Genomic DNA, 25,211 nt, shown 5'->3' on the forward strand with positions numbered 1-25,211 from the left:
TCGGCGGTCCGGGCTCAGCGCACCTGCAGGGTGCCGCTGCACGAGGTGGTGGGGATCGACCACAGTGCATTGCGATTGACCGCCGACAACGTCACCCGAACCGGTCCGGTCCCGGTGTTCAGGCGGAAGGTGGGGCCGTTGACGTAGAGGCGGATCGGCGCGGCGTCGACGGCGGTACCGCGCTTGCCGGTGCGCAGGTTGTGCCAGTCGAGGCGCCCCACCGACTCGTATCCGCCGCGCCAGAAGCTGGAGATGTCGCGGACCGCGGCGGTGACGCGTCCCGGGCCGTCCGGGCTGACGAACAGCCGGGCGGTGCTGTACGGCTGGTCGACGATGTTGGGGCTGATCCCCCAGCATCGGTCGAGCGGGGCGACGGTCTCGGCGGAGGCGGTGCCGGTGCCGAGGATGCCGGTGCCGAGCAGTCCGGTCGCGGTGATGGCGGCGGCGACGGTTCCGGCGAGTCGGCGCGTGGTGGTGCGGGGCATGTCGATCCTCCTGTGTGTGGTGCAGCTGGTTTCCAGCGGGTTCACAGGGAATACCGGTCGGGGCGATGAGATCGTTAGCAAGGCTGTCTGTCGAACGGACCACCGGCGCGCCGGGGGACAATCGGATGGGTGCGGCCGGCGCGGCGGCATCATCGACACGCGGCATCATCACGAGACAGCAGCATCAGGAGGCGTCATCATCAGGAGGCGACATGAGCAGGGGGACGGCATGAGCAGGGAGGCGGCATGACCGCACCGGGCAGGGCGCACTACGAGCTGAGCCATCTCGACGCGCTCGAGGCCGAGTCGGTCCACATCTTCCGGGAGGTGGCGGCCACCTTCGAGCGGCCGGTGCTGCTGTTCTCCGGCGGCAAGGACTCGGTGGTGATGTTCCACATCGCCCGCCGCGCGTTCTGGCCCGCACCGATCCCGTTTCCGCTCATGCACGTCGACACCGGCCACAACTTCGACGAGGTGATCACCTACCGTGACCGCGTCGTCGCCGAGACCGGGGTGCGGTTGATCGTCAGTTCGGTGCAGGACGACATCGACGCCGGGCGCGTCGTGGAGCAGACCGGTCCCGGCACCAGCCGCAACCGGCTGCAGACCACGGCGCTGCTCCGCGGGATCACCGAGAACCGCGTCGACGCGGTGTTCGGTGGTGCCCGCCGCGACGAGGAGAAGGCTCGCGCCAAGGAGCGTGTGTTCAGCTTCCGCGACGAGTTCGGCACCTGGGATCCGCGGGCGCAGCGCCCGGAACTGTGGCACCTCTACAACGGCCGCCACCACGCCGGTGAGCACATCCGGGTCTTCCCGCTGAGCAACTGGACCGAACTCGACATCTGGGGATACATTGCCGCACAACAGATCGAGTTGCCGCCGATCTACTACGCACACGAGCGGGCGGTGGTACCGCGCGACGGGATGTTGTTGGCCGACACCCGATTCCTGGAGCGCAAACCGGGGGAGGAGTCGCATGTCGAGCGGGTCCGGTTCCGTACCGTCGGCGACGCCACCTGCACCGGCTGTGTGCGCAGCGACGCCGTCACCGTCGCCGAGGTGATCGAGGAGATCTCGGTCACCCGCCTCACCGAGCGTGGCGCCACCCGCGCCGACGACCGCATCTCCGAGGCCGGGATGGAAGACCGCAAACGGGAGGGATACTTCTGATGAGCACCGATTCCGTTGCCGCACAACCACTCGTCCGGTCGGGGGAGTTGCTGCGACTGGCCACCGCCGGATCGGTGGACGACGGCAAGTCGACGCTGATCGGCCGGCTGCTCTACGACTCCAAGTCGATCTTCACCGATCAGCTGGAGTCGATCGAGGCCACCTCGGCGGCCCGCGGCGACACCCAGGCCGACCTCGCACTGCTCACCGACGGGCTTCGCGCCGAGCGTGAGCAGGGCATCACCATCGACGTCGCCTACCGGTACTTCGCCACGCCGCGAAGGAAATTCATCATCGCCGACACCCCGGGGCATGTGCAGTACACCCGCAACATGGTGACCGGTGCGTCGACCGCCGACCTCGCGATCATCCTGATCGACGCCCGCAAGGGGGTCCTCGAGCAGACCCGGCGGCACGCCTTCCTCTCGTCGCTGCTCGGTATCCCGCATCTGACCATCTGCGTCAACAAGATGGACCTGGTGGACTGGTCGCGGGAACGGTTCGACGAGATCTGTTCGGAATTCGTCGACTTCGCCGCCAAGCTGAACGTCGGTGACCTGACCTTCATCCCGCTGTCGGCGTTGCGGGGCGACAACGTGGTGGACAAGTCCGCCGCGATGCCGTGGTACGAGGGGCGTCCGCTGCTCAGTCATCTCGAGAACGTGCACATCGCGTCGGACCGCAACCTGATCGATGCGCGGCTGCCGGTGCAGTATGTGATCCGCCCGCAGACCGCCGACGGCGCAGACCATCGCGCCTACGGCGGTACCGTCGCCGGTGGGGTGTTCGCCCGCGGTGACGAGATCGTCGTCCTGCCCAGCGGTTTCACCACCACCATCACCGACATCTGGGGTCCCGGCGGCACCCGCGTCGACGAGGCGTTCGCGTCGATGGCGGTGTCGGTGGAACTCGCCGACGAGATCGACATCGTCCGCGGGGACATGCTCGCCCGGCCCAACAACCGCCCGTATGTCGCCCGGGACATCGACGCGATGGTCTGCTGGTTCGCCGACGACGCACCCCTCACCGAGCACTCGCGGTATGTCCTGCTCACCGGCACCCGCGCCACCAAGGCCGAGGTCACCGGCGTCAACTACCGCCTGGACGTCAACACGCTGCACCGGGACACCGAATCGAAGAAGCTGGCGCTCAACGAGATCGGCCGGCTGACCCTGCGCACCCAGCAGCCGGTGATGTTCGACTCGTACCGTCGCAACCGGGAGACCGGCAGCTTCATCCTGATCGACGAGGCCACCAATGCCACCGTCGCGGCGGGCATGATCACCGCCCCGGTCAGCCACGACAGCCACATCGTCTGGCAGACCACCAAGGTGAGCCGCGAACACCGGCCGCATCACGGGGCGACCATCTGGCTGACCGGTCTGTCCGGGTCGGGGAAGTCGTCGCTGGCGATCGAACTGGAACGCCGCTTCGTCGCCGAGGGGCGGCCGGCGTACCTGATGGACGGCGACAACCTGCGTCACGGCCTCAACTCCGACCTGGGCTTCGGCGACGACGACCGGCGCGAGAACATCCGGCGCACCTCCGAGGTGGCCGCCCTGTTCGCCGATTCCGGGGCGGTGGCGATCGTGTCGCTGATCTCACCGTTCGCCGGCGAGCGGGTCCGGGCGCGTGAGATCCACGCCGAGCGCGGCCTGCCGTTCTACGAGATCTTCATCGACACCCCGCTCGACGAATGCGAGCGGCGTGATCCCAAAGGGTTGTATGCCAGGGCGCGCCGCGGTGAGATCAGTCAGTTCACCGGGATCGACTCGCCGTACGAGCGACCCGAGAACGCCGACGTCGTGGTCACCCCGACCGACGGCACCCCGGCCGAGGCCGCCGACACGGTCCTGCGGAATCTGGGACTGTAGAGGCCGGCAGGAACGACAGGAACGACCAGGGAGGTCTGGATGGACGACCGCGCACTCGCGGGACAACTCGCCACCGAGGCGGGGAAGCTGCTGCTGGAGATCCGCGCCACCAGCGGGTTGAGCGGTAAGGCGCTCGGCAAGGAGGGCGACCGGCGTTCCGACGACTTCCTGCTGGAACGCCTGGCCGCCGAACGCCCCGACGACGCGGTGCTCTCGGAGGAGTCCGCCGACGACAAGTCCCGGCTCACCGCGGCGCGCGTGTGGATCGTCGATCCGGTGGACGGCACCCGCGAGTACGGCATGGCGGGCCACTCCGACTGGGCGGTGCACGTGGCGCTGTGGTCGAAGACCGACGGCCTGATCGCCGGGGCCGTCGCCCTGCCCGGCCTGGGGATCACCTATGTCGACGACGCCGACCCGGTCACCCCGACGCACGGACTGGCCGCCACCGCCCGCGGTGACGTGCCCCGCGTCGTCGTCAGCGGGTCACGGCCCCCGGCCTTCTCGCAGCCCGTCGCCGACGCGATCGGCGGTGAGGTGCTGTCGATGGGATCGGCCGGGGCCAAGGCGATGGCCGTGGTGCGCGGTGAGGCCGACGCCTACGTGCACTCCGGGGGACAGTACGAGTGGGACTCGGCGGCCCCGGTCGCCGTCGCCACCGCCAAGGGACTGTGGTGCGGACGCATCGACGGCTCGCCGCTGGTCTACAACAACGACGACACCTACCTGCCCGACCTGGTGATCTGCCGGCCGGAACTGCGCGAGGCGATCATCGCGGTGACATCGCAGGGCTGAGGACCGTCCGACGACAACTGCGTGGGCATCTACCTCACCGCCCGAGGTCGATTGCGATCAGCTGTGCCATCTCCTCGAGCTCATCGTCTTGGGGTTCCTCTCGATGATCGACGTCGAAATACACGTTCTGGCGCCGTCGTGAATCGCGTGGTCCCGAGCGGTTTCCGCGGTGCAGCACTCATCCCCACTCGGTGTGAGCCGCAGCGTGATTCGTCGTGTCGCGCACGGGACAAGGGGATTGATCCCCACCACCTACCCCCCTGCGCGGTAGGCCCACCGCGTAGGGGGTAGTCGCCCGCGCAGGCTGCGGTTCCACGCAGTTCTCGGTGTCGGATCGTGCCCGGTGTCCGGTCGTGGACTCAGCGCCCGACGGCGAAACCCGACAGCACCGAACCGAGTGCGGCACGCAGGTCGACCGCCTCGATCCGGACGAGGTCGTCGTGGGTCAGGGCGTCGAGATCCGACGACGCCGACAGCCGGTGCTCGCGTTCTTCCTCGGCGGCCTCGACGACATTGCGGATGAACCGGCCGTTGCCGGCCAGGTCGGTGGCGCGCAGTGACCCCGACGGCCCTTCGCGCACATCGTGATACAGGGGAGTGCAGGCCAGTTCGAGTTCGGCGGCGGCCTCGGCGGTGAGGACCGAGTCGCGGCGCGAGGCCAGGTGTGACCCGATCCGGGCCAGCTCGGCCGGGGTGTAGGAGTCGAAGCGGATGCGCCGGGCGAACCGGGATGCCAGACCGTCGTTGGCGGCCAGGAACCGGTCGATCTCGGCGTCGTAGCCGGCGATGATCACGACGAGGCGGTCACGGTCGTCCTCCATCCGGGCGAGCAGCGTGTCGACGGCCTCGCGGCCGAAGGCGTCACCGCCGGACAGGCCCTGCTGGATCAGTGTGTACGCCTCGTCGATGAACAGCACCCCGTCCATCGCCGAGTCGATCAGCGCGGCGGTCTTGATCGCGGTGCTGCCGAGATGCTCGCCGACCAGATCGCGGCGGGTGGCCTCCACGACCTTGTCGGTGGCGATGAACCCGAGCCCGCAGTACAGCTTGGCGATCACCCGCGCCACCGTCGTCTTGCCGGTGCCGGGTGGCCCGGTGAATGCCAGATGCAGGCTGCGGGCCGCGGTGGTCAGGCCGCGGTCGGCGCGCACCCGCGCCAGGGTCGCGGCCGAGCGCAGGCGTGCGACCTGCTCCTTCACCGACTCCAATCCGATCTGCGCGTCGAGCTCGGTCTGCGCGGTGTCGACCAGATCCGACGGCGAGCCGTCGACCCGTGGCCCCACCCCGTCGGCACCGGAACCGGCCGGTCCGGGGGTACCCGACTCCGCCGACCCGGGAACCGACCCCGGATCCCACGGATCGCTGCGCCGGGCGATCTCCTCGGCCGACGTCACCGACAGCCGGACGCTCGGCGAGCGCAGGGCCTTGCCCGCCGCGACGAACGACGGGTCGCGGGCGAAGGCCGCCTCGAACATGGCCCGGGCCTTGTCCTCCTGTCCCTGCTCGCGCAGGGCCAGACCCAGGCCGTACATGGCGCGGGTCGCACACGTCGGGATCGGGCCGTCGACGGCCTGTTGCAACCGGCGGGCGCCCTCGCCGAACAGGCCGAGCTGGATGCAGGCGCTCCCGCCCAGATAGTCGGCGGCACACGCCAGGTGCGGGTCGTTCCAGCCGTCGGCCCCCGACAACGCCGACAGCACGTCCGGCCAGCGCTGCGCGGTGAAATGCAGCACGGCCGTCATGAACTCGGCGATCGGTACCCGCGGAGTCGGCGGGATGGTGGCCAGGACGTCGGCGGCCCCGGCCAGATCGCGCCCGCGGATCAGCGTCGAGGCGTAGGCGGCGGTCGCGTGGACCGCGTCGACGAGCGGATAGTCGAGGAACATCCCGGTGTACCAGCGGCCCACCAGCAGACCCGGCGGAAGCCCCAGTCGCCGCTGTTCGACGCCGATCGCACCGCGGGCCCGGTAGAGCCCGAGCAGGGCCTCGTCGGAGGTGTCGCCGGACGCCAGCCGGCCGATCCAGGCGTCGGCCATCTGCGGGTCCCACTCGCTCGCGCGGGTGAACGCCTTGGCCGCCTGAGCGGCGTCGTCGACCGGCTCGGTGCCGTCGATCGCGATGCCCGACGAGAGCACCCCCAGCTCGAACAGTTGTCTCGCCTTGCCGATGTCGGCCATCGAACCTCCCCCGTGCCCGCCTACCCGCCGTCCCCGCCGAAAGCGTAATGCCTGGACGGCTAGAATGGGCCGGTGAGCGACAAGAGCGCAGCGACCGCCACCAGTGCACTCGATACCGTCTCGGCGGCAGCCCAGACCCCCGATCATCCGCAGCCCTACCGGGAACTCGGACTCAAGGACGATGAGTACGAGCGCATCCGGGAGATTCTCGGCCGCCGCCCCACCGACGCCGAACTGGCGATGTACTCGGTGATGTGGTCCGAGCACTGCAGCTACAAGTCGTCCAAGGTGCACCTGCGCTACTTCGGTGAGACCACCACCGAGGAGATGCGTGCCGGGATGCTCGCCGGTATCGGCGAGAACGCGGGCGTCGTCGACGTCGGCGACGGCTGGGCCGTCACCTTCAAGGTGGAATCGCACAATCACCCCAGCTACGTCGAGCCCTACCAGGGTGCGGCGACCGGCGTCGGCGGCATCGTCCGCGACATCATGGCCATGGGTGCCCGCCCGATCGCGGTGATGGATCAGCTGCGCTTCGGTGCGGCCGACGCCCCCGACACCCGTCGCGTCGTCGACGGTGTGGTCCGCGGCGTGGGCGGCTACGGCAACTCCCTCGGCCTGCCCAACATCGGCGGCGAGACGGTCTTCGACCCCAGCTACCAGGGCAACCCGCTGGTCAACGCACTGTGTGCGGGTGTGCTGCGCACCGAGGACCTGCAGCTGGCCTTCGCCTCGGGCGCGGGCAACAAGATCATCCTGTTCGGCGCGCGGACCGGCCTCGACGGTATCGGCGGTGTGTCGGTGCTGGCGTCGGAGACCTTCGACGACGACGGTGATTCCACCGGACCCAACCGCAAGAAGCTGCCGAGCGTGCAGGTGGGCGATCCGTTCACCGAGAAAGTGCTCATCGAGTGCTGTCTGGAGCTCTACCACGCCGGCCTGGTGGTGGGTATCCAGGACCTCGGCGGTGCCGGCTTGTCTTGTGCCACTTCCGAACTCGCCTCCGCCGGCGACGGCGGCATGCACATCGACCTGGAGCAGGTGCCGATGCGTGCGGTGGGTATGACCCCCGCCGAGGTGCTCTCCAGCGAGTCGCAGGAACGCATGTGTGCCGTGGTCACCCCGGACAACGTCGAGGCCTTCCTCGAGGTCTGCCGCAAGTGGGACGTGCTGGCCACCGTGATCGGTGAGGTCACCGACGGTGACCACCTGGTGATCGACTGGCACGGCGAGACCGTCGTCGACGTCCCGCCGCGCACCGTCGCCCACGAGGGCCCGGTGTACGAGCGTCCGGTGGCCCGCCCCGACTGGCAGGACGAGGTGACCGCCTCGACCACCGCGTCGCTGGCACGCCCGGCCGGCGCCGACGAACTGCGCGCGACCCTGCTGCAGATGCTGGCCTCGCCGGCGCTGTGCAGCCGCAAGTTCATCACCGAGCAGTACGACCGCTACGTCCGCGGCAACACCGTCCTCGCCGAGAACGCCGACTCCGGCGTGATCCGCATCGACGAGTCCACCGGCCGCGGCATCGCGCTGTCGACGGATGCGTCCGGGCGCTACACCTACCTCGACCCGTACCGCGGTGCGCAGCTCGCCCTCGCCGAGGCCTACCGCAACGTGTCGGCCTCGGGGGCGAGTCCGCGGGCCGTCACCAACTGCCTCAACTTCGGTTCCCCCGAGGACCCGGCCGTGATGTGGCAGTTCCAGCAGGCCGTCCGCGGCCTCGCCGACGGCTGCGCCCAGCTCGGCATCCCGGTGACCGGCGGCAACGTCAGCTTCTACAACCAGACCGGCTCCACCGCGATCCTGCCCACCCCGGTGGTCGGCGTGCTCGGCGTGATCGACGACGTCCACCGCCGACTGCCCACCGGATTCGGCACCGAACCCGGCGAGACGCTGATCCTGCTGGGTGAGACCCGCGACGAGTTCGACGGCTCGATCTGGGCGCAGGTCGCCCACGATCACCTCGGCGGCGCCGCCCCGACCGTCGACCTCGACCACGAGAAGTTGCTGTCGGACATCCTGGTCGCGGCCTCCCGCGACGGCCTGGTGTCGGCGGCACACGACCTCTCCGAGGGTGGCCTGATCCAGGCGGTCGTCGAGTCGGCGCTGGCCGGCGAGACCGGCTGCCGCGTGCTGCTGCCCGAGGGGGCCGACCCGTTCGTGTGGCTGTTCTCCGAGTCCACCGGCCGTGTGCTGGTGGCCGTGCCGCGCACCGAGGAGTCCCGCTTCTCGGCGATGCTCGACGCCCGCGGCATGCCGTGGACGCGGATCGGCGTGGTCGATCAGGGCAGCGACTCGGTGAGCGTGCAGGACCTGTTCGACGTGCCGCTCACCGAACTGCGTGAGGTCCACGAGGGCACCCTGCCGAAGCTCTTCGGCTGACCGCCGCTCCTACCCCAACAGTTCGACGACGCGCTGCGGGTCGTCGGTGGTGATCTGGTCGGCGCCGAGTGCGCCGAGCCGCCGGATGATCGCCACCGACCCCGCATCGACGTCGGCGACGGTGTACACGTCCACCGCCCGCTCCCGCCTATGGAAGGCGCCGATCAGGTCGACGCCGCGGTCGGCGGCGGTCAGCACCAGGCGTTTGTCGAGGTAGATCATCTCGGCGCGAGGCGATTTCGCGATCGCGTCGTCGACGAACCGACGGTAGGTGCGCCACCGCAACACCCGGTCGATCGCGCCGTGATGGCACGGGTCGTAGCCGACGTGCAGCGCGGGAACGGCATCGGTGAGGATGCGGACCGCTGCGGCGTCGCCGCACGACAGGATCGCGGCGTCGGCGACGGGAGAGACCGCGTCCGCGAAGTTCGCGACCGTGCCGGCGTCGAGCACCGACGCATCGTCCTTGAAATCCAGTTGCAGCATCGCACCGTCACCGAGCGCGGTGTCGGTCATCAGTGCGGCCAGGTCGGCGAGCAGCAGGACCGGTTCGGTGGTCGGCCGGGAATCGTTGTCCCGCAGGTGCAGTCGGCGTAGCTGTGACGACGTGGCGAGCGCGACCGGGCCGGTCCCGGTGGTCGCGTGGTCGAGCAGGTCGTCGTGCAACACCACGAAACCGTGGCCGTGCCCACCGGGATCGGGGGCGTGCACGCGGAGGTCGATCTCCACACTCGCGCCGGCACGCAGGCCGTCGGCGATGCGGGTCGGGGTGAACGGGGCATCGGTGGCGGTGCGTCGTCCCCGATGCCACTTCAGGAGAGTGCGGTGGCCGTCCACGTCGATCGCCACCGGTGCCGGTCGGGTCATCGGGTCAGAACACTACCGCCGAAACCCCCACGACGAACTGTAACGTGTTCTAGTTTGAGGGCATGACCTTGCGCGTGGTGGAGTGGTCCACCGGAACCGTCGGACGGCATGCGATCGCCGGGATCGATGCCCATCCGGACCTCGAACTCGTCGGGGTGTGGGTTTCCGACCCGGCCAAGGTGGGGCGCGATGCCGGTGAACTCGCTGGGCTCGGCCGCGACCTCGGGGTGCTCGCGACCGACGACCGCGACGCCCTGCTCGCCCTGCGTCCGGATGCGATCGTGCACACCGCGATGACCGACGACCGTGTGGTGGAGGCGATCGCCGACCTCACCGCCTTCGTCCGCGCCGGGATCGACGTCGTCTCCTCGGGTCCGGTGGTGCTGCAGTTCCCGCACGGGGTGCTGCCGGACGGGATGGTCGACGACATCGTCGCCGCCGCGAAGCAGGGTGGGGCGAGCCTGCACGTCAACGGCATCGACCCGGGATTCGCCAACGACGTCCTGCCGCTGGCCATGACCAGTCTGTCCCGGCGCATCGACGAGGTGCGGTGCCAGGAGATCGCCGACTACTCCACCTACTATCAGCCGGTCGTGATGGCCGACCTGTTCGGCTTCGGCGGACCGATGGACTCGGTGCCGATGCTGCTCACCCCGGGCGTGCTGTCGCTGGCGTGGGGGAGTGTGGTCCGCCAGATCGCCGCCGGGCTCTCGATCACGCTCGACGAGCCGCTGGTCGAACGGGTCGAGCGGGTCGCCGCCGACCGCGACTACTCGACGGTGTCGGTGGAGATCGCTGCGGGGACCATGGCCGCCTTGCGGTTCGAGGTCGTCGGCCAGGTCGGCGGCGTCGATCGCGTGGTGCTCGAGCACTACACCCGGACCCACCCCGACCAGTGTCCGGCGTGGCCACGCCCGGCCGAGGGGGACGGCTGCTATCGCATCCAGATCAGCGGGGAACCGCAGATGCAGGTGGAGTTCGGCCACCACGGTGAGCACGGCGACCACAATGTCTCGGGCATGATCGTCACCGCCATGCGGCTGGTGAACTCGGTTCCCGCGGTGGTGGCGGCGCCGCCCGGACTGGTCACGGCCCTCGATCTGCCGTTGGTGACCGGCCGGGGGCTGGTCGCAGGGTCGGCCGCCGCGGAGTAGCCCTCGCCGATCCATCTGGTCGTTTGGCCTGAAATGTCCGTTCCGGCAACGGAATCGGCCCAATCGGACATCATCCCATCTGGTGCCGGTGGCCGGGCCGGTTATGTTAGCCTCGCCTACCATGGTCACCGAAGAGGTTGTCCCGGCGAAAGATTCGGCGGTTCGTCCGCGCCCGGAGCGGCGCAGCCGAGCCGCCCGCAAGCCGGTCCGGCGTGCTCTCGTCGTCACGCATCGATGGATGTCGATCGTGCTGGGTCTCGTGCTGGTGGTGATCTGCACCAGTGGGGCCGTCCTCGTCTACGAGCCCGAACTCGCACGTGCGAGCCACGGTCAGCTGTTCGCCTCGACCCCGTCCGATCATCCGGTGTCGTTCTCGGCCGCGGTCGCGGCGGTCCGCGCGGCCGATCCGGACTTCGACCCGATGTACCTGTCCTACAAGGACGGCGTCTACTTCGTCGACTCCGCCGACGAGGGGGCGGGCACCTGGACGGTGGACTCCGGGACCGGAAAGGTCAACGGGCACGGCGACATCGACGGTGCGGTGCTCGGCTTTCTGGTGAACCTGCACGACTGCGGTCTCACGTGTGAGGGCTACCCGGGTTACATCGACTGGCTGGCGCAGCCGGCACCGCCGGCCACCTGGGGATGGTTCACCGCCGACATGACCTGGGGTGCGGTGATCCTCGGGCTGACCGGACTGCTGCTGGTGATCCTGGCGATCTCCGGGGTGGTCATCTGGTTCCCGGGGCTACGGAAGTGGCGCAACGGTTTCCGGGTCCGTATCGGCAAGGGTCGATTCGCGCGGGACACCGACCTGCACAACGTGATCGGGATCGTCGCGGCGATCCCGCTGCTCATCTGGGGCCTGACCGGGATGAACTTCGAGATCCCCGGCGTCGGGAAGGTCTGGTATGCCGCGACCGGCGGGGTGGCCCCCGCCGACGACGTCTACGACATGCCCTCATCCGGTGCCGAGGGGCCGGAGATCTCGCTGGACGAGGCGATCGCCGCGGCGCAGGCCTACTATCCCGGATCGCAGGCGACCTGGGTGGGCCTGCCCACCGACGGCGACTACTACTCGGTGGATCTCGTCGTGGGCGGGCCCGATCTGTGGTCGGCCAATGCCACCTATCACGCGAACCGCGAGATCGGCGTCGACGCGCACGATCCCACCCTGATCAAGGAGTTCGCCGGTGCGCCTCCGACGGTGTCCAACACGATCATCGACGACTGGGCGAAACCCACACTGCACTATGGGGTCTCGGTGAACGGATGGTGGCGCGCACTGTGGTTCGTCTTCGGGTTGGCGCCGCTGGCGTTGCTGATCACCGGGCTGAGCACCTGGCAGATCAGGATGCGTACGGCGCGACGTCGGCGTCGGGTGGCCCGCGATCGGGCGCAGTCGGCATCGGTGGCCCCCGCGTGAAGCCCCGCGGATGAATCCGTCGGTTGCGCTGATCATCACCGCCATGTGCGGACTCGCCGCATGCTGGTCGCTGGCCGGTGTGGTGCCGCGATGGGGGCGGTGGCCGGAGCGGGTGACCCTGGTGATCGTCGTCGCGGTCCTGGCCTGGATCGCAGGCGGATTGGTGATGTGGCTGACCGGACACGGCGGTCCGGCGCGTCCCGGGGTGTTCGCCGGCTATGCCGCGACCGCCGCGGGACTGGCCGCTCTGGGGATACCCGCCGCGGGTGGACTCCGCCCGCGCGGTGCGGCGGTGGTGCGGGCACTTGTGTTGGCACTGCTGGCCTTTGCGTGCTGGCGCGCCGAATCGGTGTGGATGTCGGAACTCCCCATGGCCGTCCGGTGACGGTGTCCGATGGCGGCCATCGCGGCCGGGACCAGGACGGTCCGGACGTGTGATCGATGGCACCGCAACGACTGTGGGTATTGCGGCGAGCTCCAGGCGGCCAGATCGGATGATCAGGTACTCGGGCGAGATGTCCGAGTGGGGAAATGTGCGGCCACGGCGTCGTATCCGCGGGTGGAGTCGGTCGGGTGGATCTGCATCGCCGACAGGAACACCAGATCGGCGGCCCGGATCAGATTCCCCACGAATGCACGGGTTCGCCCTCGTGCATCAGGCCGACATAGTCGCGCAGCATCCCACGTAGTGCATCCGATCGGTGGTCACCGGCCTGTTCACGCTCGGCGACGGCTCGGCGCTGCCACGCCGCCCCGGTCTGCCGGTTCAGGCACCGGCCCTCGATCACCGACAGGTACCGGCTGCGGGCCTTGTCGGACACCCCGAACGACTGCAACCCGTGATCGGCGATCGGCAGCAGCCGGCGCAACGTCAGCTCGTCGGGGCGGACCCAGCCGATCGACGGCCAGTACAGCTGGGCGTCGAGGCCACGTCGTGCACCGGCGTGCAGGTTCTCCGCCGCGGCGTCGAACGACATCTGCGACCACAGTGGGCGGTCGGCCTCGACCAGCCCACGGACCAGGCCGTAATAGAAGGCGGCGTTGGCCATGGTGTCGACGACGGTCGGCCCGGCCGGCAGCACCCGGTTCTCCACCCGCAGGTGCGCATGGCCGTCGACGACGTCGTAGACCGGGCGGTTCCAGCGGTAGACGGTGCCGTTGTGCAGGCGCAGTTCGTCGAGGGCGGGGATCTCGCCGGCGTCGAGCCGGGCGAGCGGATCGACGTCGGTCGACACCGGCAGCAACGCCGGGAAGTAGCGGGTGTTCTCCTCGAAGAGGTCGAAGATCGTGGTGATCCACCGTTCGCCGAACCAGACCCGTGGCCGCACACCCTGGTTCTTCAGTTCCAGCGGCCGGGTGTCGGTGGCCTGTTCGAAGACCGGGATCCGGCTCTCGTGCCACAGTGCGTTCCCGGCGAGGAACGGCGCGTTCGCGGCCAGGGCCACCTGGACTCCGACGATCGCCTGTGCGGCGTTCCAGTGTGCGGCGAAGTCCTCGGGCGCCACCCGCAGATGCAGCTGCAGCGACGTGCACGCCGCCTCCGGCAGGATCGAGTCGGTCTCGGTGTGCAGCCGCTCGACGTCGTGGTGATCGCCCAGCGGCACGCCGGTGATGTCGATCTCGATGTCCTCGCCGCGGGCCGCGAAGATCTGCTGGTTGAGCAGGTCGTAGCGCGGGTTGGCCGAGATCCAGTGGTGCGCGAAATGTTCGGTGCGCAGCGTCGGGAGCATGCCCACCATCACCAGGTGACTGTTCACCTGCGCGGCGTGGCCCTCGGCGCGGTTGAGCGAGGTCCGCAGCGACTGCTCGAGCGACATCGTGTCATCGGTGGTGAACGGTCGTGGCGCGACGTTGATCTCGATGTTGAACTGGCCGAGTTCGGTCTGGTAGTCGGGGTCGGCGATGGCGTCGAGCACCTCGGCGTTGGCCATCGCCGGTTCCATGTCGTCGTCGACGAGGTTGAGCTCCACCTCCATCCCGAGGAGCGGTTGCGGTGGCCGGCCCTGATCGGTGAACAGGCCGTCGGCGAGCATGCGGGCGATGGCCTCGGTGCCGCGTCCGACCTGTCGGCGGAACCGCACGCGGTCGGCGCCGGTGAACTGTTGGCGGCTGACGTCGGTGCCCATGGGTCAATCGTCGCCCAGAACGGTCCACAACCTGGCCCGAATCCGTGCGCCGGACGGATAATCCGCGTCGTGGCCGGATCTTGACCACGTCTTGGCAGGTGTGTCCACACTTGAACCCGACGTGAGGCAGACAGGTCATCTCCGCCCCGACGGCACCTAGTGTCCGGCGCATGACCACAGAATCACTGACCGCGCTCAACGACGTCGACATCGCGGCCGTGGGCCGGCTCGTCGAATCGATCCAGGCCGATCCCGCCAAGGCCAGGACCACCTGGGCGGCCCGGGTCCAGTGGAATCGTGCGTTCGCCTCGCAGGCCAGGGTGCGTGGATTCGACCCGATCGCCTCCGACGAGCCCGCCGGACTGGGCGGCGCCGACACCGCACCGAATCCGGTCGAGCAGTTGCTGGGCGCGCTCGGCAACTGCCTCGCGGTGGGCTACGCCGCCAATGCCACGGTCGCCGGGATCGAACTGAAGGATCTGCGGGTGGACGTGAAGGGCGACGTCGACCTCACGGTGTTCCTCGGGCTCGGGGAGGGTCACGCGGGCTTCGACTCGGTCACGGCGACGGTGACCATCGACTCCGACGCGCCGCGCGAGCAGCTCGAGGCCCTGCATGCCAAGGTCCAGGCGAGCTCCCCGGTGGGACACACCATCGGCAACCGGGTTCCGGTGGAGATCACCCTGGCCTGACCGGGTGGGGGCCCGGTGTGGGGGAGGGCGCCGGTGATCATGTCCCGCATGCCGGGGCATGATCACTGGCGTGCCCGCGCGTAAACCCATCGATCCCGCCGCCGCCCGCGCCGCCGTCGTCGCCGTGGGGCCGTGGCTGCGGGATCGGTCCCTGCCCGCCCCGGCCCGAGCCGAGCTCGCCGCCGCCGTGCGCCTGACCGCCCGCACCCTCGAGGACGTCGCCCCCGGCAACTCCGTGGAGGTGCGGGTGCCGCCGTTCGTGGCCGTGCAGTGCATCGAGGGGCCGCGGCACACCCGCGGTACCCCGCCCAACGTCGTCGAGACCGACCCGCGGTCATGGCTGTTGCTCGTCGTCGGTGCCGTCGGATTCGACGATCTCGTCGAGGACGGCACCGTGAGCGCATCGGGCAGCCGGGCCGGTGAGGTGGCCCACTGGATGCCGCTGGTGCCGCTCGATCTGCGGTGAGACACATCACGCCGCGCCCCGCACGGGCGCTGGCCGGGGAATTTCGGACCGCGCCACGATGGTGAACGGTTCGCCTTCGGTCGGTGACGGCCGGTAAACTCCGGGGAGGTCTCCCAGCCCGACGTTGCATCGACCCTGGATCCACATCGACCCGTTGATCCACGGGATCGCGGTAGCGCCGTATGTCCGACCCCGCCGCCCAGCCCCAGGGAGCTCGTCGATGACCGAAATGTCGCCAGCCGGCCACCACCCGGTACCCACCCCGCCCTGCCACACGTCACCCGGCCACGGTCCCGAACCGGCCGAGGAGATGGAGAACGAGCCGCGCGAGGAGTGCGGTGTCTTCGGAGTGTGGGCGCCCGGTGAGGACGTCGCCAAGCTGAGCTATTACGGCCTCTACGCGCTGCAGCATCGCGGTCAGGAAGCCGCCGGAATCGCTGTCGGCGACGGCTCGCAGGTGCTGGTCTTCAAGGATCTCGGCCTGGTCAGTCAGGTCTTCGACGAACAGACCCTCGGCTCGATGTCCGGGCACGTCGCGATCGGCCACTGCCGATACTCCACGACCGGTTCCACCACCTGGGAGAACTCCCAGCCGATCTTCCGCACCACCGCCGCCGGCACCGGCGTCGCGCTCGGGCACAACGGCAACCTGGTCAACACCGCCGATCTCGCCAGCCGCGCCCGTGAACTCGGCATCAAGTCCACCGCCGCCACCTCCGACTCCGACATCGTCGGCGCACTGCTCGCGCACGGCGCCGCCGACAGCAGCCTCGAGCAGGCCGCGATGGCGCTCCTGCCGACCCTGCGCGGTGCGTTCTGCCTGACCTTCATGGACGAGCACACCCTGTACGCGGCCCGCGACCCGCACGGTGTGCGTCCGCTGTCGCTGGGCCGTCTCGACCGCGGTTGGGTGGTGGCCTCGGAGACCGCCGCCCTCGACATCGTCGGCGCGTCCTTCGTCCGTGACATCGAGCCCGGTGAGCTCCTCGCGATCGACGCCGACGGCGTCCGCAGCACCCGGTTCGCCCCGGCCACCCCGCGTGGCTGCGTCTTCGAGTACGTCTACCTCGCCCGCCCGGACAGCGTGATCCACGGCCGGTCGGTGCACTCCACCCGGGTCGAGATCGGCCGCCGCCTCGCCAAGGAACATCCGGCCATCGGTGACCTGGTGATCCCGGTGCCGGAGTCGGGGACCCCGGCCGCGGTCGGGTTCGCCCAGGAATCGGGCATCCCCTACGGGCAGGGCCTGATGAAGAACGCCTACGTCGGGCGCACGTTCATCCAGCCGTCGCAGACCATCCGCCAGCTGGGTATCCGGTTGAAGCTCAATCCGCTGCGTGAGGTGATCCGCGGTAAACGCCTGGTCGTCGTCGACGACTCGATCGTGCGTGGCAACACCCAGCGGGCGCTGATCCGGATGCTCCGGGAGGCCGGTGCGGCCGAGATCCACGTGCGGATCGCCTCGAGCCCGGTGCGCTGGCCCTGTTTCTACGGCATCGACTTCGCGTCGCCGGCCGAACTCATCGCCAACGGCATGGACTCCGAGGAGCACATGGTCGAGGGGGTGCGGCAGGCGATCGGTGCCGATTCGCTCGGCTACATCAGCATCGAGGAGATGATCGGGGCCACCGATCAGCCGGCCTCGAATCTGTGCGCGGCCTGCTTCGACGGCAACTATCCCATCGAGCTCCCCAAGGAGACCTCGATGGGCAAGGCGGTCCTCGAGCACATGCTCGCGAATGCGGCCGGCGAGGATCGCGGCAACCCGTTGAGCGCAAAGAACGACAACGTCAGTGCCGTGATGCGGCCCTGACCTCGGTCTCGGGTAGCGTATATCCGGCGGATTGGTCCGCCAGGGACGAGATCGCCGATCGGCGGCGATCTTCCTGACCTGATTCGAACAAGGGGTGCTTCGCCGGAGATGAGCGAACAGGATTCGGCCACCGAGAACACGAACACCACGCCCGAGGGCCTGTCGTATGCGGCCGCAGGTGTGGACATCGACGCCGGTGAGCGCGCTGTCGAGCTGATCTCGAGTCACGCCAAGCGGGCCACGCGCCCGGAGGTACTCGGCGGACTCGGCGGCTTCTCCGGTCTGTTCGCCCTGAAGGGCAACTACCGTGAGCCGGTGCTCGCCGCGGCGAGCGACGGCGTCGGCACCAAGCTCGCCGTCGCCCAGGCGGTCGGCAAGCACGACACCGTCGGCCAGGACCTCGTCGCCATGTGCGTCGACGACCTCGTCGTCTGCGGTGCGGAGCCGCTGTTCCTGCAGGACTACATCGCCATCGGCAAGGTGGTGCCCGAGACGGTCGCCGAGATCGTCGCCGGTATCGCCGACGGCTGTGTCATCGCCGGCTGTGCCCTGCTCGGCGGTGAGACCGCCGAGCACCCGGGTCTGATGCGTGACGACCACTACGATCTGTCGGCGACCGCGATCGGCGTCGTCGAGGCCGATCAGGTGCTGTCGCCGGAGAAGGTCCGGGCCGGCGACACGGTGATCGCGATGGGTGCGTCGGGACTGCACTCCAACGGTTACTCGCTGGCCCGCAAGGTCCTGCTGGACTGGGGTCACATGGATCTCGGTGGGCACGTGGAGGAGTTCGGCCGCACCCTCGGTGAGGAGCTGCTCGAGCCGACCCGTATCTACGCCCGCGACTGCCTGGCCCTGGCCGCCGAGACCGATGTGCGCACCTTTGCCCACGTCACCGGTGGCGGACTGGCGGAGAATCTGGCCCGGGTGATCCCGGAAGGACTCGTCGCCGAACTGGAACGCAACACCTGGACCCCCGCACCGATCTTCGCGATGATCGCGCAGCGCGGTCGCGTGGCGCAGGCCGAGATGGAGCGCACCTTCAACATGGGTGTGGGCATGGTCGCCGTCGTCGCCCCCGAGGACACCGACCGGGCACAGGCGGTCCTGACCGCACGCCACGTCGACAACTGGGTGCTGGGCACCATCAAGCGGTCCTCCGACGCCGCCCCGCGCGCGACACTGGTCGGCGAGCACCCGCGCTTCTGAGTGCCTGCCGGCCACGGCAACACAGACACGATAACGACAGAGCCCGTCGACACCGAGAGATCGGTGTCGACGGGCTCTGTCGTATGTCTGTGGGGAAACCCGGGGACGCCCCGAAACCCGGGGACGGCCTGAAACCCGGGGACGGCCCGAAACCAGGGGACGGCCCGAAACCAGGGGACGGCCCGAAACTAGGGGAAGGTGTCCTTCCCCTAGATTCGTGGCTTTCCCCTGGTTGCAACACGGGGAAGGTGACGAAACTAGGGGAAAGTCGCTTTCCCCTAGTTTCAGGAACAGCGGGACCTTCCCCTAGTTTCAGGCGCGGCGGGAGCGCGACTGACAGGGGAGCGGCAACAGCCGCCGGGCAACGACCACAAGCGACGGCACCGGCCACCGGCGTGGCCCGGGCAGGGGCTCACAACCGGTGACCGGCGTCGTCGCTTGCGATTCGGAAGCTACCGTGCCTGCGTCGGGGTGGTCGACGTCAGGTCCAGGTCAAGAGGCACTCGACTCCACGCCGTCAAGCGTGGCGCCACTCGTCCTCTTCGGCCCACTCCTCCACCACAGGATCCGGGTGATGATCAACCGAATCCCCCGACCCCGACAGCTCGCGCTGCAAGCTCTCGAAGTCGGTGTGGGGAGTGGAGTACTTGAGCTGACGAGCAACCTTCGTCTGCTTTGCTTTAGCCCGGCCGCGGCCCATATGGGACCCCCTCGCACAATGACGGGGCGGCCAATGTGTGGCGGCCCCGTTCTCTAGGTAGTTGAGTATGTCGTGGGGACCAGTCTAGCGCGCTCTTGCCGATTCCGTTGACTCCCCTGGTTACGGCACGCCGACCCGGTCAGGCACGGGCCAGATGCTTGGTCGCCTCGCGCCGTACCTTGGGCGGGAGATCGTCGCCGGCGAGCAGGGCCCGCAGGTCTGCCGCGGACGTGCCGAAGATCAGGTCGCGAACCCTCACACCGTGATCGGGTCGATGGACCACCCGCACCTCGTCGCCCGCGCCGACCGTTCCCGGTGTCAGAACACGCAGGTAGGCGCCGGAATCACCGCGCTGCATGAACCGCTTGACCCACTGCGGTTCCTCCGCCCACGCCGCGAAGGTCCGGCACGGGATACGGGGGATGGTGGTCTCCAGGACGAGGCCGTCGTCGCCGACCGCCCAGCGCTCACCGACGATGGCGTCGGTCACCGGCATCCCCTCGATCCGGAGGTTCTCGCCGAACCAGCCGTAAGCAAGCTCACGCCCGAGCTCTCCGGCCCAGCGCCGTGCCTCGGCGTCGTCGTAGGCGTAGACCGCCTGATCGGCACCGCCGTGGTGCTTCGTGTCACACACGTGGTCGGTCACCGGGCCCAGCTCCCCGACGACGACGCGATCCGGCTGCGGGCGCTTGTCGATGGCGCTCACCCCGACCGCACCGAGGTCGACGTCGTCGGTAGCCACGCACACGGCGAGGACCCGGCCCATCGGCAGTGCGTCGGTCCCGCCCACCTCAGGCCCGTCCACGGAGTCGTTCGACGGCGGCCCGCCCGGCCTGGACGTGCTCGTCGGCGGCCACCGAATCGGGATCGATCCGCGCGGCCATGGCGTCCTCGTCGCCGACGACGAGATCGATGTCGGCACCGATCCCGCGCTTGACCAGACCGAGCGCCACCGGACCGAGGTCGAAGTGGTCGACGACGGTCCCGAGCCGGCCGACCGTGCGTCCGCCCGCGGTGATCGGGCCACCCGGTGCGGGCCGGTGGTCGCTGGAGCCGTCGAGGTGCAGCAGGACCAGTTGGCGGGGCGGCTTGCCGAGGTTGTGCACCCGGGCGACCGTCTCCTGCCCGCGATAGCAGCCCTTGTCGAGGTGGACCGCCCCGAACTCGGCGGGACCGCCGATCCAGTGCGCCTCGTGCGGGATGGTGCGCTCGTCGGTGTCGACACCCAGACGCGGCCGTAGCCCGGCCACGCGCAGCGCATCGAAGGCCCAGCTGCCGGCCATCCGGGCGCCGGCCGCCACGAGCTCGGCCCACCAGGTCAGCAGATCGGGTTCGGGCACCACCACGTCGACGACGGGCAGCAGGGCGTCGGAGTGCGGTCCCTCCGACAGCGGCGGCATGATCCGCCAGAACCCGAGCGGTTCGTCGTCGTGGTGGGTCTCCGGCAGGTCTCCGGCCTGATAGACCGCGGCGTCGGCGGGGATGCCGAGCACGTCGGCGATCGGTCCGCGCACGGCGTCGGCGCCGATCAGGGTGAGCACTCGCAGATCCGGGCGGCCGGCAGGCTCCACCTTGGCCCAGAAGACCATCTTGGTGAGGAAGTCCAGCAGTGCCCGGCCGCGCGCGGGCTCGGTGTCGATCCAGGTGACGTCGTCGATGTCGGTGAGGACGAAGTGGTCCTCGACCCGGCCGTTCGTGTCCAGCGAGAGCGCCTCGGCGCTGTGGCGGTCGGCGAGATCGGTGAGGTACTGGCTGCAGATGGTGTGCAGCCAGGTCAGCCGTTCGGGGCCGGTGAGTTCGAGCACCGCGCGGTCACTGCGGTCGACGACGATCGCACCGGTGATCGCGGCACGCTGTTCGCCCAGCGGGTCGCCGTAGTGCCACGGGGTCTCGTACCCCGGGGTCTCGTGCGGGGAGCTGTCGGATTCTGGACTGCCGGTGCCTGCGGGATCGGCAGCGACGGCCGAACCGACCGCTCCCTCGCCGGAATACCTGGTCAGGATGGGTGAGCGGGTCACGCCTCGAGTCTAGACACTTCGATGCCGATGCCACACCGCCGTGCCTGCCCGCATACCCTTGGCGGTATGGCGCAGTCGATCCTGGTGACCCTCGATGGCACGGTTCTCGATCCGGACACCCCGTTCCTCCATGCCGACGACCTCGCGGCGGTGCGGGGCGACGGCATCTTCGAGACCCTGTTGATCCGCGACGGCCACGCGCGCTGCGTCGACCTGCACCTCGACCGGCTCGCCCGCAGCGCCGTCATGCTGGACCTGCCCGCCCCGGATCGTGCCGCCTGGCAGGCCGCGATCGACCTGGCCGCCACGACCTGGACCGAGCGTGCCGGGAGCCGGACCGAAGGCCTGCTGCGCCTTGTGTACTCACGCGGCCGGGAGAGCACTCCGGCCGGCCCGCCGACCGCCTACCTGACCGTCGGCGAGGTCGCCCCGCGCGCCGTCGCCGCGCGCGAGTCCGGGGTGTCGGTGGTGACCCTGGAGCGTGGCTTCTCCCTCGACCTGGCGGAGGCCGCACCCTGGCAGCTGCTCGGCGCCAAGACACTGAGTTACGCGACGAACATGGCCGCGCTGCGGTACGCGAACTCACTCGGCCACGACGACGTGATCTACGTCAGCAGCGAGGGGGCCGTTCTGGAGGGTCCGCGGTCGACCGTGGTGGCCGTCACCGGCGAGACACTGGTCACGCCTCCGGTCGAGGTGGGCATCCTGCCCGGGACCACACAGCTCGCGACGTTCGCGCTCGCGGAGTCGGAGGGGTGGGCGACGCAGACCCGGGTGCTGCGGCCGGCCGACCTGTTGGTCGCCGACTCGGTGTGGCTGATCAGCAGCGTCACCCTGGCCGCGCGGGTGACCGCGCTCAACGGCCGTGCGATGCCGGAGCCCGAGCATGCGAAGAAATTCGTCGATTTGGTCAACCGCGCGATTTCGGTTCTGCCAGAATAAAGTCGAGTCCGGAATGCGTGACTCCTACCACAAGAGAGACTCGGCCCACAACTGAATCCGCGGTGGCGGGACCTTGGTCGCTTGTCGGGCTATTCGGGCCGGCGTAACGTCGCCGACATAGGTACTACGCGCCGTAGTACTAAGGCGTCAGTGGTGTCGCACCGGTGTCGCTGCGTCAGTGCCTATGCTTGCGTCCCTGTTCGCGTCTCGCAGCCCGAGGCGCGGCCAAGCGATTTGAGGCGAATTTGAACGCTCTGGATCTGTCCCGGTGGCAATTCGGCATCACCACCGTCTATCACTTCCTCTTCGTGCCGCTGACCATCGGGCTCGCGCCCCTGGTGGCGATCATGCAGACCGTCTGGCACAAGACCGGCAACGAGCAGTGGCTGCGCGCGACCAAGTTCTTCGGGAAGCTCTTCCTGATCAACTTCGCGCTCGGTGTCGCGACCGGCATCGTGCAGGAGTTCCAGTTCGGCATGAACTGGAGCGAGTACAGCCGCTTCGTCGCCGACGTGTTCGGGGCGCCGCTGGCACTCGAGGGCCTGGTGGCCTTCTTCCTCGAGTCGACCTTCCTCGGCCTCTGGATCTTCGGCTGGGATCGATTGCCCCGCAAGGTGCACCTGGCCACCATCTGGCTGGCCGCGATCGGTGTCACCGCCTCGGCGTACTTCATCATCGCGGCCAACTCGTGGATGCAGCACCCGGTCGGCGTGGCCTGGGATGAGACCCGCAATCGTCCGGCGATGAACGACTTCTGGGCTGTGATCACCAACAACACGACCCTCGCCGCGTTCCCGCACGTCCTCGCCGGTGCGTGGCTGACCGCGGCCACCTTCGTCGCGGCGATCGGCATCTGGTGGATGTCGCGGAACATGTGGCGCGCCGAGAAGCTGCGTGCTGCCGCCGAGACCGGTGAGACCCCGGATCTGCCGCCGACCACCGCGCCCAGCCAGGTCGACGCCGCCGCCGACGACCTCGAACGCGACGCGCACCAACTGTGGCGACCGGTCACCCGGTTGGCCCTGTGGGTCACCATCGTCGCCGGGGTCGCACTGTTCATCACCGGTGACTTCCAGGCCCAGATCATGTTCAAGCAGCAGCCGATGAAGATGGCCTCGGCGGAGTCGCTGTGCACCAGCGAGACCGGTGCCGGCTTCTCGGTCCTGTCGATCGGCCGGCAGAACAACTGCGACAACATCGATCACGTCATCGAGATACCGAACATGCTGTCGTTCCTGGCCACCCACCGGTTCGACGCGGACCTGCAGGGCGTCAACGAACTCCAGGCGCAATACCAGGAGTACTTCGACATGCCGGGCCAGAACTTCGCACCCAACCTGTTCGTCACCTACTGGGGATTCCGCGCCATGATCACCTGGGCGCTGGGCTCGGTGGTCGTCGCCCTGGGTGGCCTGTGGCTCACCCGGAAGAAGCGGGTGGTGGAGTCCAGACGGTTCGGCATCCTCGCCTTGTGGATGATCCCGACCCCGTTCCTGGCCAACGCATCCGGCTGGATCTTCACCGAGATGGGTCGCCAGCCGTGGGTCGTCGCCCCGAACTTCCAGGACAACCTCGATCCGCGCCAGATCAGCATGATGGTGCAAGACGGCGTCTCCAACCACACGCCACCGGTGCTGTGGGTGACGATGATCGGCTTCACCATCCTCTACGGTGCGCTCGGCGTCGTGTGGTTCATGCTGCAACGCCGCTATGCGCTGGAGGGACCGGCCGCCTATGACCACATCGCCCCGGAGATCAGGTCCGACGACGACTCCGATGCCGATGAGCCCAAACAACTCTCGTTCGCGTACTGAGGAGTGACGACTGATGCTGGCTAACTTCTGGTTCATCCTCGTCGCCGTCCTGTTCATCGGCTACTTCGTGCTCGAGGGCTTCGACTTCGGGGTCGGCATGCTCATGCCGTTCCTGGGCCGGACCCACACCGGAGGCGACGACCGGGTCGCCGCCTCCGACGAGGCCGCCGACCCCGACAAACGACGACGAGTGCTGCTCAACACGATCGGTCCGGTCTGGGACGGCAACGAGGTGTGGCTGCTCACCGCGGGCGGTGCGTTGTTCGCCGCGTTCGGTGGCTGGTACGCCACCATGTTCACCGCGTTCTACCTGCCGCTGTTCATCATCCTGATCGGCCTGATCACCCGGGTCGTCGCCATCGAATGGCGCGGAAAGATCAACGATCCCAAGTGGCGTCAGTGGTGTGACATCGGGATCGGGCTCGGCTCGTGGATTCCCGCGATCCTGTGGGGCGTGGCCTTCGCCAACGTGGTCCGTGGTCTGCCGATCGACGCCGACCACCAGTACACCGCCGGGTTCTTCAACCTGCTCAACCCGTACGCGCTCCTCGGTGGGCTCACCACGCTGCTGGTGTTCCTCACCCACGGCGCGATCTTCCTGGGCCTCAAGACCAGTGGTGTGCTGCAGCAGGACGCGATGAAGTACGCGAAGCTCCTCGCGATCCCGACCCTCGTGGTCGCGGCGGCGTTCTTGCTGTGGACGCAGTTCGCCTACGGCAACGGCTGGACCTGGATTCCGGTGCTGATCGCCGCCGTCGCAGCGGTCGTGATGGTGGCCGCCACCCAGGTGCAGCGGGAGGGCATCGCCTTCGCCGCGACATGTATCGCGATCGCCGGCACCGTGGCCACCCTGTTCTCGGTGCTGTTCCCGAATGTCCTACCGTCGACGACGAATCCGGCCTGGAACCTCACCATCGACAACACCGCGTCGAGCAATTACACCCTCACCGTGATGACCTGGGCCGCGGTGATCATCACCCCGGTGGTGATCTGCTACCAGGGGTGGACGTACTGGGTGTTCCGCAAGCGGATCAGCGTCGAGCAGATCCCCAAGCCGGCCGGCCTGCCGTCCCTGCGCGTGGGGGAGTAGGCATGTGCCAC

At 69.0% G+C, this 25,211-nt stretch carries 22 protein-coding genes; 14 read left to right on the forward strand and 8 right to left on the reverse strand.

Going from position 1 to position 25,211, the window contains the following annotated elements:
* Positions 1-14: 14 nt before the first annotated feature.
* Positions 15-485, reverse strand: coding sequence for a hypothetical protein (locus Q9K23_RS18050; protein WP_053778248.1), 471 nt, complete (start codon positions 483-485; stop codon positions 15-17).
* Positions 486-731: 246 nt separating this feature from the next.
* Here Q9K23_RS18050 and cysD point away from each other — a divergent pair, with 246 nt between their 5' ends.
* The 3 genes from cysD to Q9K23_RS18065 are packed head-to-tail and all read left to right on the forward strand — an operon-like array spanning position 732 to position 4,324.
* The gene (cysD, locus tag Q9K23_RS18055) at positions 732-1,655 is read left to right on the forward strand and encodes a sulfate adenylyltransferase subunit CysD (protein ID WP_020793877.1); all 924 of its coding nucleotides are present in this window, start codon (positions 732-734) and stop codon (positions 1,653-1,655) included.
* Positions 1,655-3,529 (forward strand): adenylyl-sulfate kinase, encoded by a 1,875-nt coding sequence (cysC, locus tag Q9K23_RS18060; RefSeq protein ID WP_020793879.1) that lies wholly within the window; start codon positions 1,655-1,657, stop codon positions 3,527-3,529. Before cysD ends, cysC begins: the two co-directional genes overlap by 1 nt.
* 39 nt (positions 3,530-3,568) lie before the next feature.
* Positions 3,569-4,324 carry a 3'(2'),5'-bisphosphate nucleotidase CysQ gene (locus Q9K23_RS18065; protein ID WP_059035956.1) on the forward strand — a complete coding sequence of 252 codons (756 nt, stop codon included), beginning with the start codon at positions 3,569-3,571 and terminating at the stop codon, positions 4,322-4,324.
* A 359-nt stretch (positions 4,325-4,683) separates the two neighbouring features.
* Here the strand turns inward: Q9K23_RS18065 and eccA are convergent, their stop codons facing one another.
* Positions 4,684-6,501, reverse strand: a complete 1,818-nt coding sequence (gene eccA, locus Q9K23_RS18070) for a type VII secretion AAA-ATPase EccA (protein WP_053778249.1) — start codon at positions 6,499-6,501, stop codon at positions 4,684-4,686.
* A 72-nt stretch (positions 6,502-6,573) separates the two neighbouring features.
* On the opposite strand from eccA, the gene purL reads away from it, so the two are divergent.
* Positions 6,574-8,886 (forward strand): phosphoribosylformylglycinamidine synthase subunit PurL, encoded by a 2,313-nt coding sequence (gene purL, locus Q9K23_RS18075; protein ID WP_059035952.1) that lies wholly within the window; start codon positions 6,574-6,576, stop codon positions 8,884-8,886.
* Positions 8,887-8,895: 9 nt separating this feature from the next.
* Here purL and Q9K23_RS18080 read toward each other — a convergent pair whose 3' ends face one another.
* Positions 8,896-9,753 (reverse strand): glycerophosphodiester phosphodiesterase family protein, encoded by an 858-nt coding sequence (locus Q9K23_RS18080; RefSeq protein WP_020793396.1) that lies wholly within the window; start codon positions 9,751-9,753, stop codon positions 8,896-8,898.
* 62 nt (positions 9,754-9,815) lie between these two features.
* Between Q9K23_RS18080 and Q9K23_RS18085 the strand changes: the two genes are divergently transcribed.
* From Q9K23_RS18085 to Q9K23_RS18095, 3 genes are all read left to right on the forward strand, one after another.
* Positions 9,816-10,907: a dihydrodipicolinate reductase gene (locus Q9K23_RS18085; RefSeq protein ID WP_020793397.1), complete on the forward strand. Its 1,092-nt coding sequence runs from the start codon at positions 9,816-9,818 to the stop codon at positions 10,905-10,907.
* Positions 10,908-11,028: 121 nt separating this feature from the next.
* A complete protein-coding gene (locus Q9K23_RS18090; RefSeq protein ID WP_082366049.1) occupies positions 11,029-12,333 on the forward strand; it encodes a PepSY-associated TM helix domain-containing protein in 1,305 nt (434 codons plus the stop codon).
* Positions 12,334-12,343: 10 nt separating this feature from the next.
* Positions 12,344-12,718, forward strand: a complete 375-nt coding sequence (locus Q9K23_RS18095; protein ID WP_053778251.1) for a hypothetical protein — start codon at positions 12,344-12,346, stop codon at positions 12,716-12,718.
* Positions 12,719-12,831: 113 nt separating this feature from the next.
* On the opposite strand, the gene Q9K23_RS18100 is transcribed toward Q9K23_RS18095, so the two are convergent.
* Positions 12,832-12,963: a hypothetical protein gene (locus Q9K23_RS18100; RefSeq protein ID WP_020790908.1), complete on the reverse strand. Its 132-nt coding sequence runs from the start codon at positions 12,961-12,963 to the stop codon at positions 12,832-12,834.
* A complete protein-coding gene (locus Q9K23_RS18105) occupies positions 12,951-14,459 on the reverse strand; it encodes a glutamate-cysteine ligase family protein (protein WP_053778252.1) in 1,509 nt (502 codons plus the stop codon). The genes Q9K23_RS18100 and Q9K23_RS18105 overlap by 13 nt, the downstream gene beginning before the upstream one ends.
* A gap of 170 nt (positions 14,460-14,629) precedes the next feature.
* Between Q9K23_RS18105 and Q9K23_RS18110 the strand changes: the two genes are divergently transcribed.
* From Q9K23_RS18110 to purM, 4 genes are all read left to right on the forward strand, one after another.
* Entirely contained in the window at positions 14,630-15,151 is a 522-nt protein-coding gene (locus Q9K23_RS18110) for an OsmC family protein (RefSeq protein ID WP_020790910.1), read from the forward strand.
* Positions 15,152-15,221: 70 nt separating this feature from the next.
* Positions 15,222-15,617, forward strand: a complete 396-nt coding sequence (locus tag Q9K23_RS18115) for a sterol carrier family protein (RefSeq protein ID WP_187343572.1) — start codon at positions 15,222-15,224, stop codon at positions 15,615-15,617.
* 220 nt (positions 15,618-15,837) lie between these two features.
* Complete coding sequence (gene purF, locus Q9K23_RS18120) at positions 15,838-17,430, forward strand: amidophosphoribosyltransferase (RefSeq protein ID WP_053778254.1); 1,593 nt, start codon at positions 15,838-15,840, stop codon at positions 17,428-17,430.
* Between the two features lie 108 nt (positions 17,431-17,538).
* Positions 17,539-18,636 (forward strand): phosphoribosylformylglycinamidine cyclo-ligase, encoded by a 1,098-nt coding sequence (gene purM, locus Q9K23_RS18125; protein ID WP_020791128.1) that lies wholly within the window; start codon positions 17,539-17,541, stop codon positions 18,634-18,636.
* A 517-nt stretch (positions 18,637-19,153) separates the two neighbouring features.
* On the opposite strand, the gene Q9K23_RS18130 is transcribed toward purM, so the two are convergent.
* The 3 genes from Q9K23_RS18130 to Q9K23_RS18140 all read right to left on the reverse strand — a co-directional run bounded on the left by Q9K23_RS18130 (position 19,154) and on the right by Q9K23_RS18140 (position 21,354).
* Positions 19,154-19,336 (reverse strand): DUF3073 domain-containing protein, encoded by a 183-nt coding sequence (locus Q9K23_RS18130; protein ID WP_053778255.1) that lies wholly within the window; start codon positions 19,334-19,336, stop codon positions 19,154-19,156.
* A 139-nt stretch (positions 19,337-19,475) separates the two neighbouring features.
* The gene (locus Q9K23_RS18135; RefSeq protein ID WP_053778273.1) at positions 19,476-20,102 is read right to left on the reverse strand and encodes an MOSC domain-containing protein; all 627 of its coding nucleotides are present in this window, start codon (positions 20,100-20,102) and stop codon (positions 19,476-19,478) included.
* A gap of 25 nt (positions 20,103-20,127) precedes the next feature.
* Entirely contained in the window at positions 20,128-21,354 is a 1,227-nt protein-coding gene (locus tag Q9K23_RS18140; protein ID WP_053778256.1) for a folate-binding protein YgfZ, read from the reverse strand.
* A gap of 66 nt (positions 21,355-21,420) precedes the next feature.
* Here Q9K23_RS18140 and Q9K23_RS18145 point away from each other — a divergent pair, with 66 nt between their 5' ends.
* From Q9K23_RS18145 to cydB, 3 genes are all read left to right on the forward strand, one after another.
* Positions 21,421-22,296, forward strand: coding sequence for an aminodeoxychorismate lyase (locus tag Q9K23_RS18145; protein WP_053778257.1), 876 nt, complete (start codon positions 21,421-21,423; stop codon positions 22,294-22,296).
* Between the two features lie 245 nt (positions 22,297-22,541).
* Positions 22,542-24,110 carry a cytochrome ubiquinol oxidase subunit I gene (locus tag Q9K23_RS18150; protein WP_053778258.1) on the forward strand — a complete coding sequence of 523 codons (1,569 nt, stop codon included), beginning with the start codon at positions 22,542-22,544 and terminating at the stop codon, positions 24,108-24,110.
* A gap of 10 nt (positions 24,111-24,120) precedes the next feature.
* Positions 24,121-25,200 carry a cytochrome d ubiquinol oxidase subunit II gene (gene cydB / locus Q9K23_RS18155; protein WP_053778259.1) on the forward strand — a complete coding sequence of 360 codons (1,080 nt, stop codon included), beginning with the start codon at positions 24,121-24,123 and terminating at the stop codon, positions 25,198-25,200.
* Positions 25,201-25,211: the final 11 nt, after the last annotated feature.

The sequence above is a fragment of the Gordonia sp. NB41Y genome (genome assembly GCF_030718915.1).
Taxonomy (GTDB): Bacteria; Actinomycetota; Actinomycetes; order Mycobacteriales; family Mycobacteriaceae; genus Gordonia; species Gordonia desulfuricans.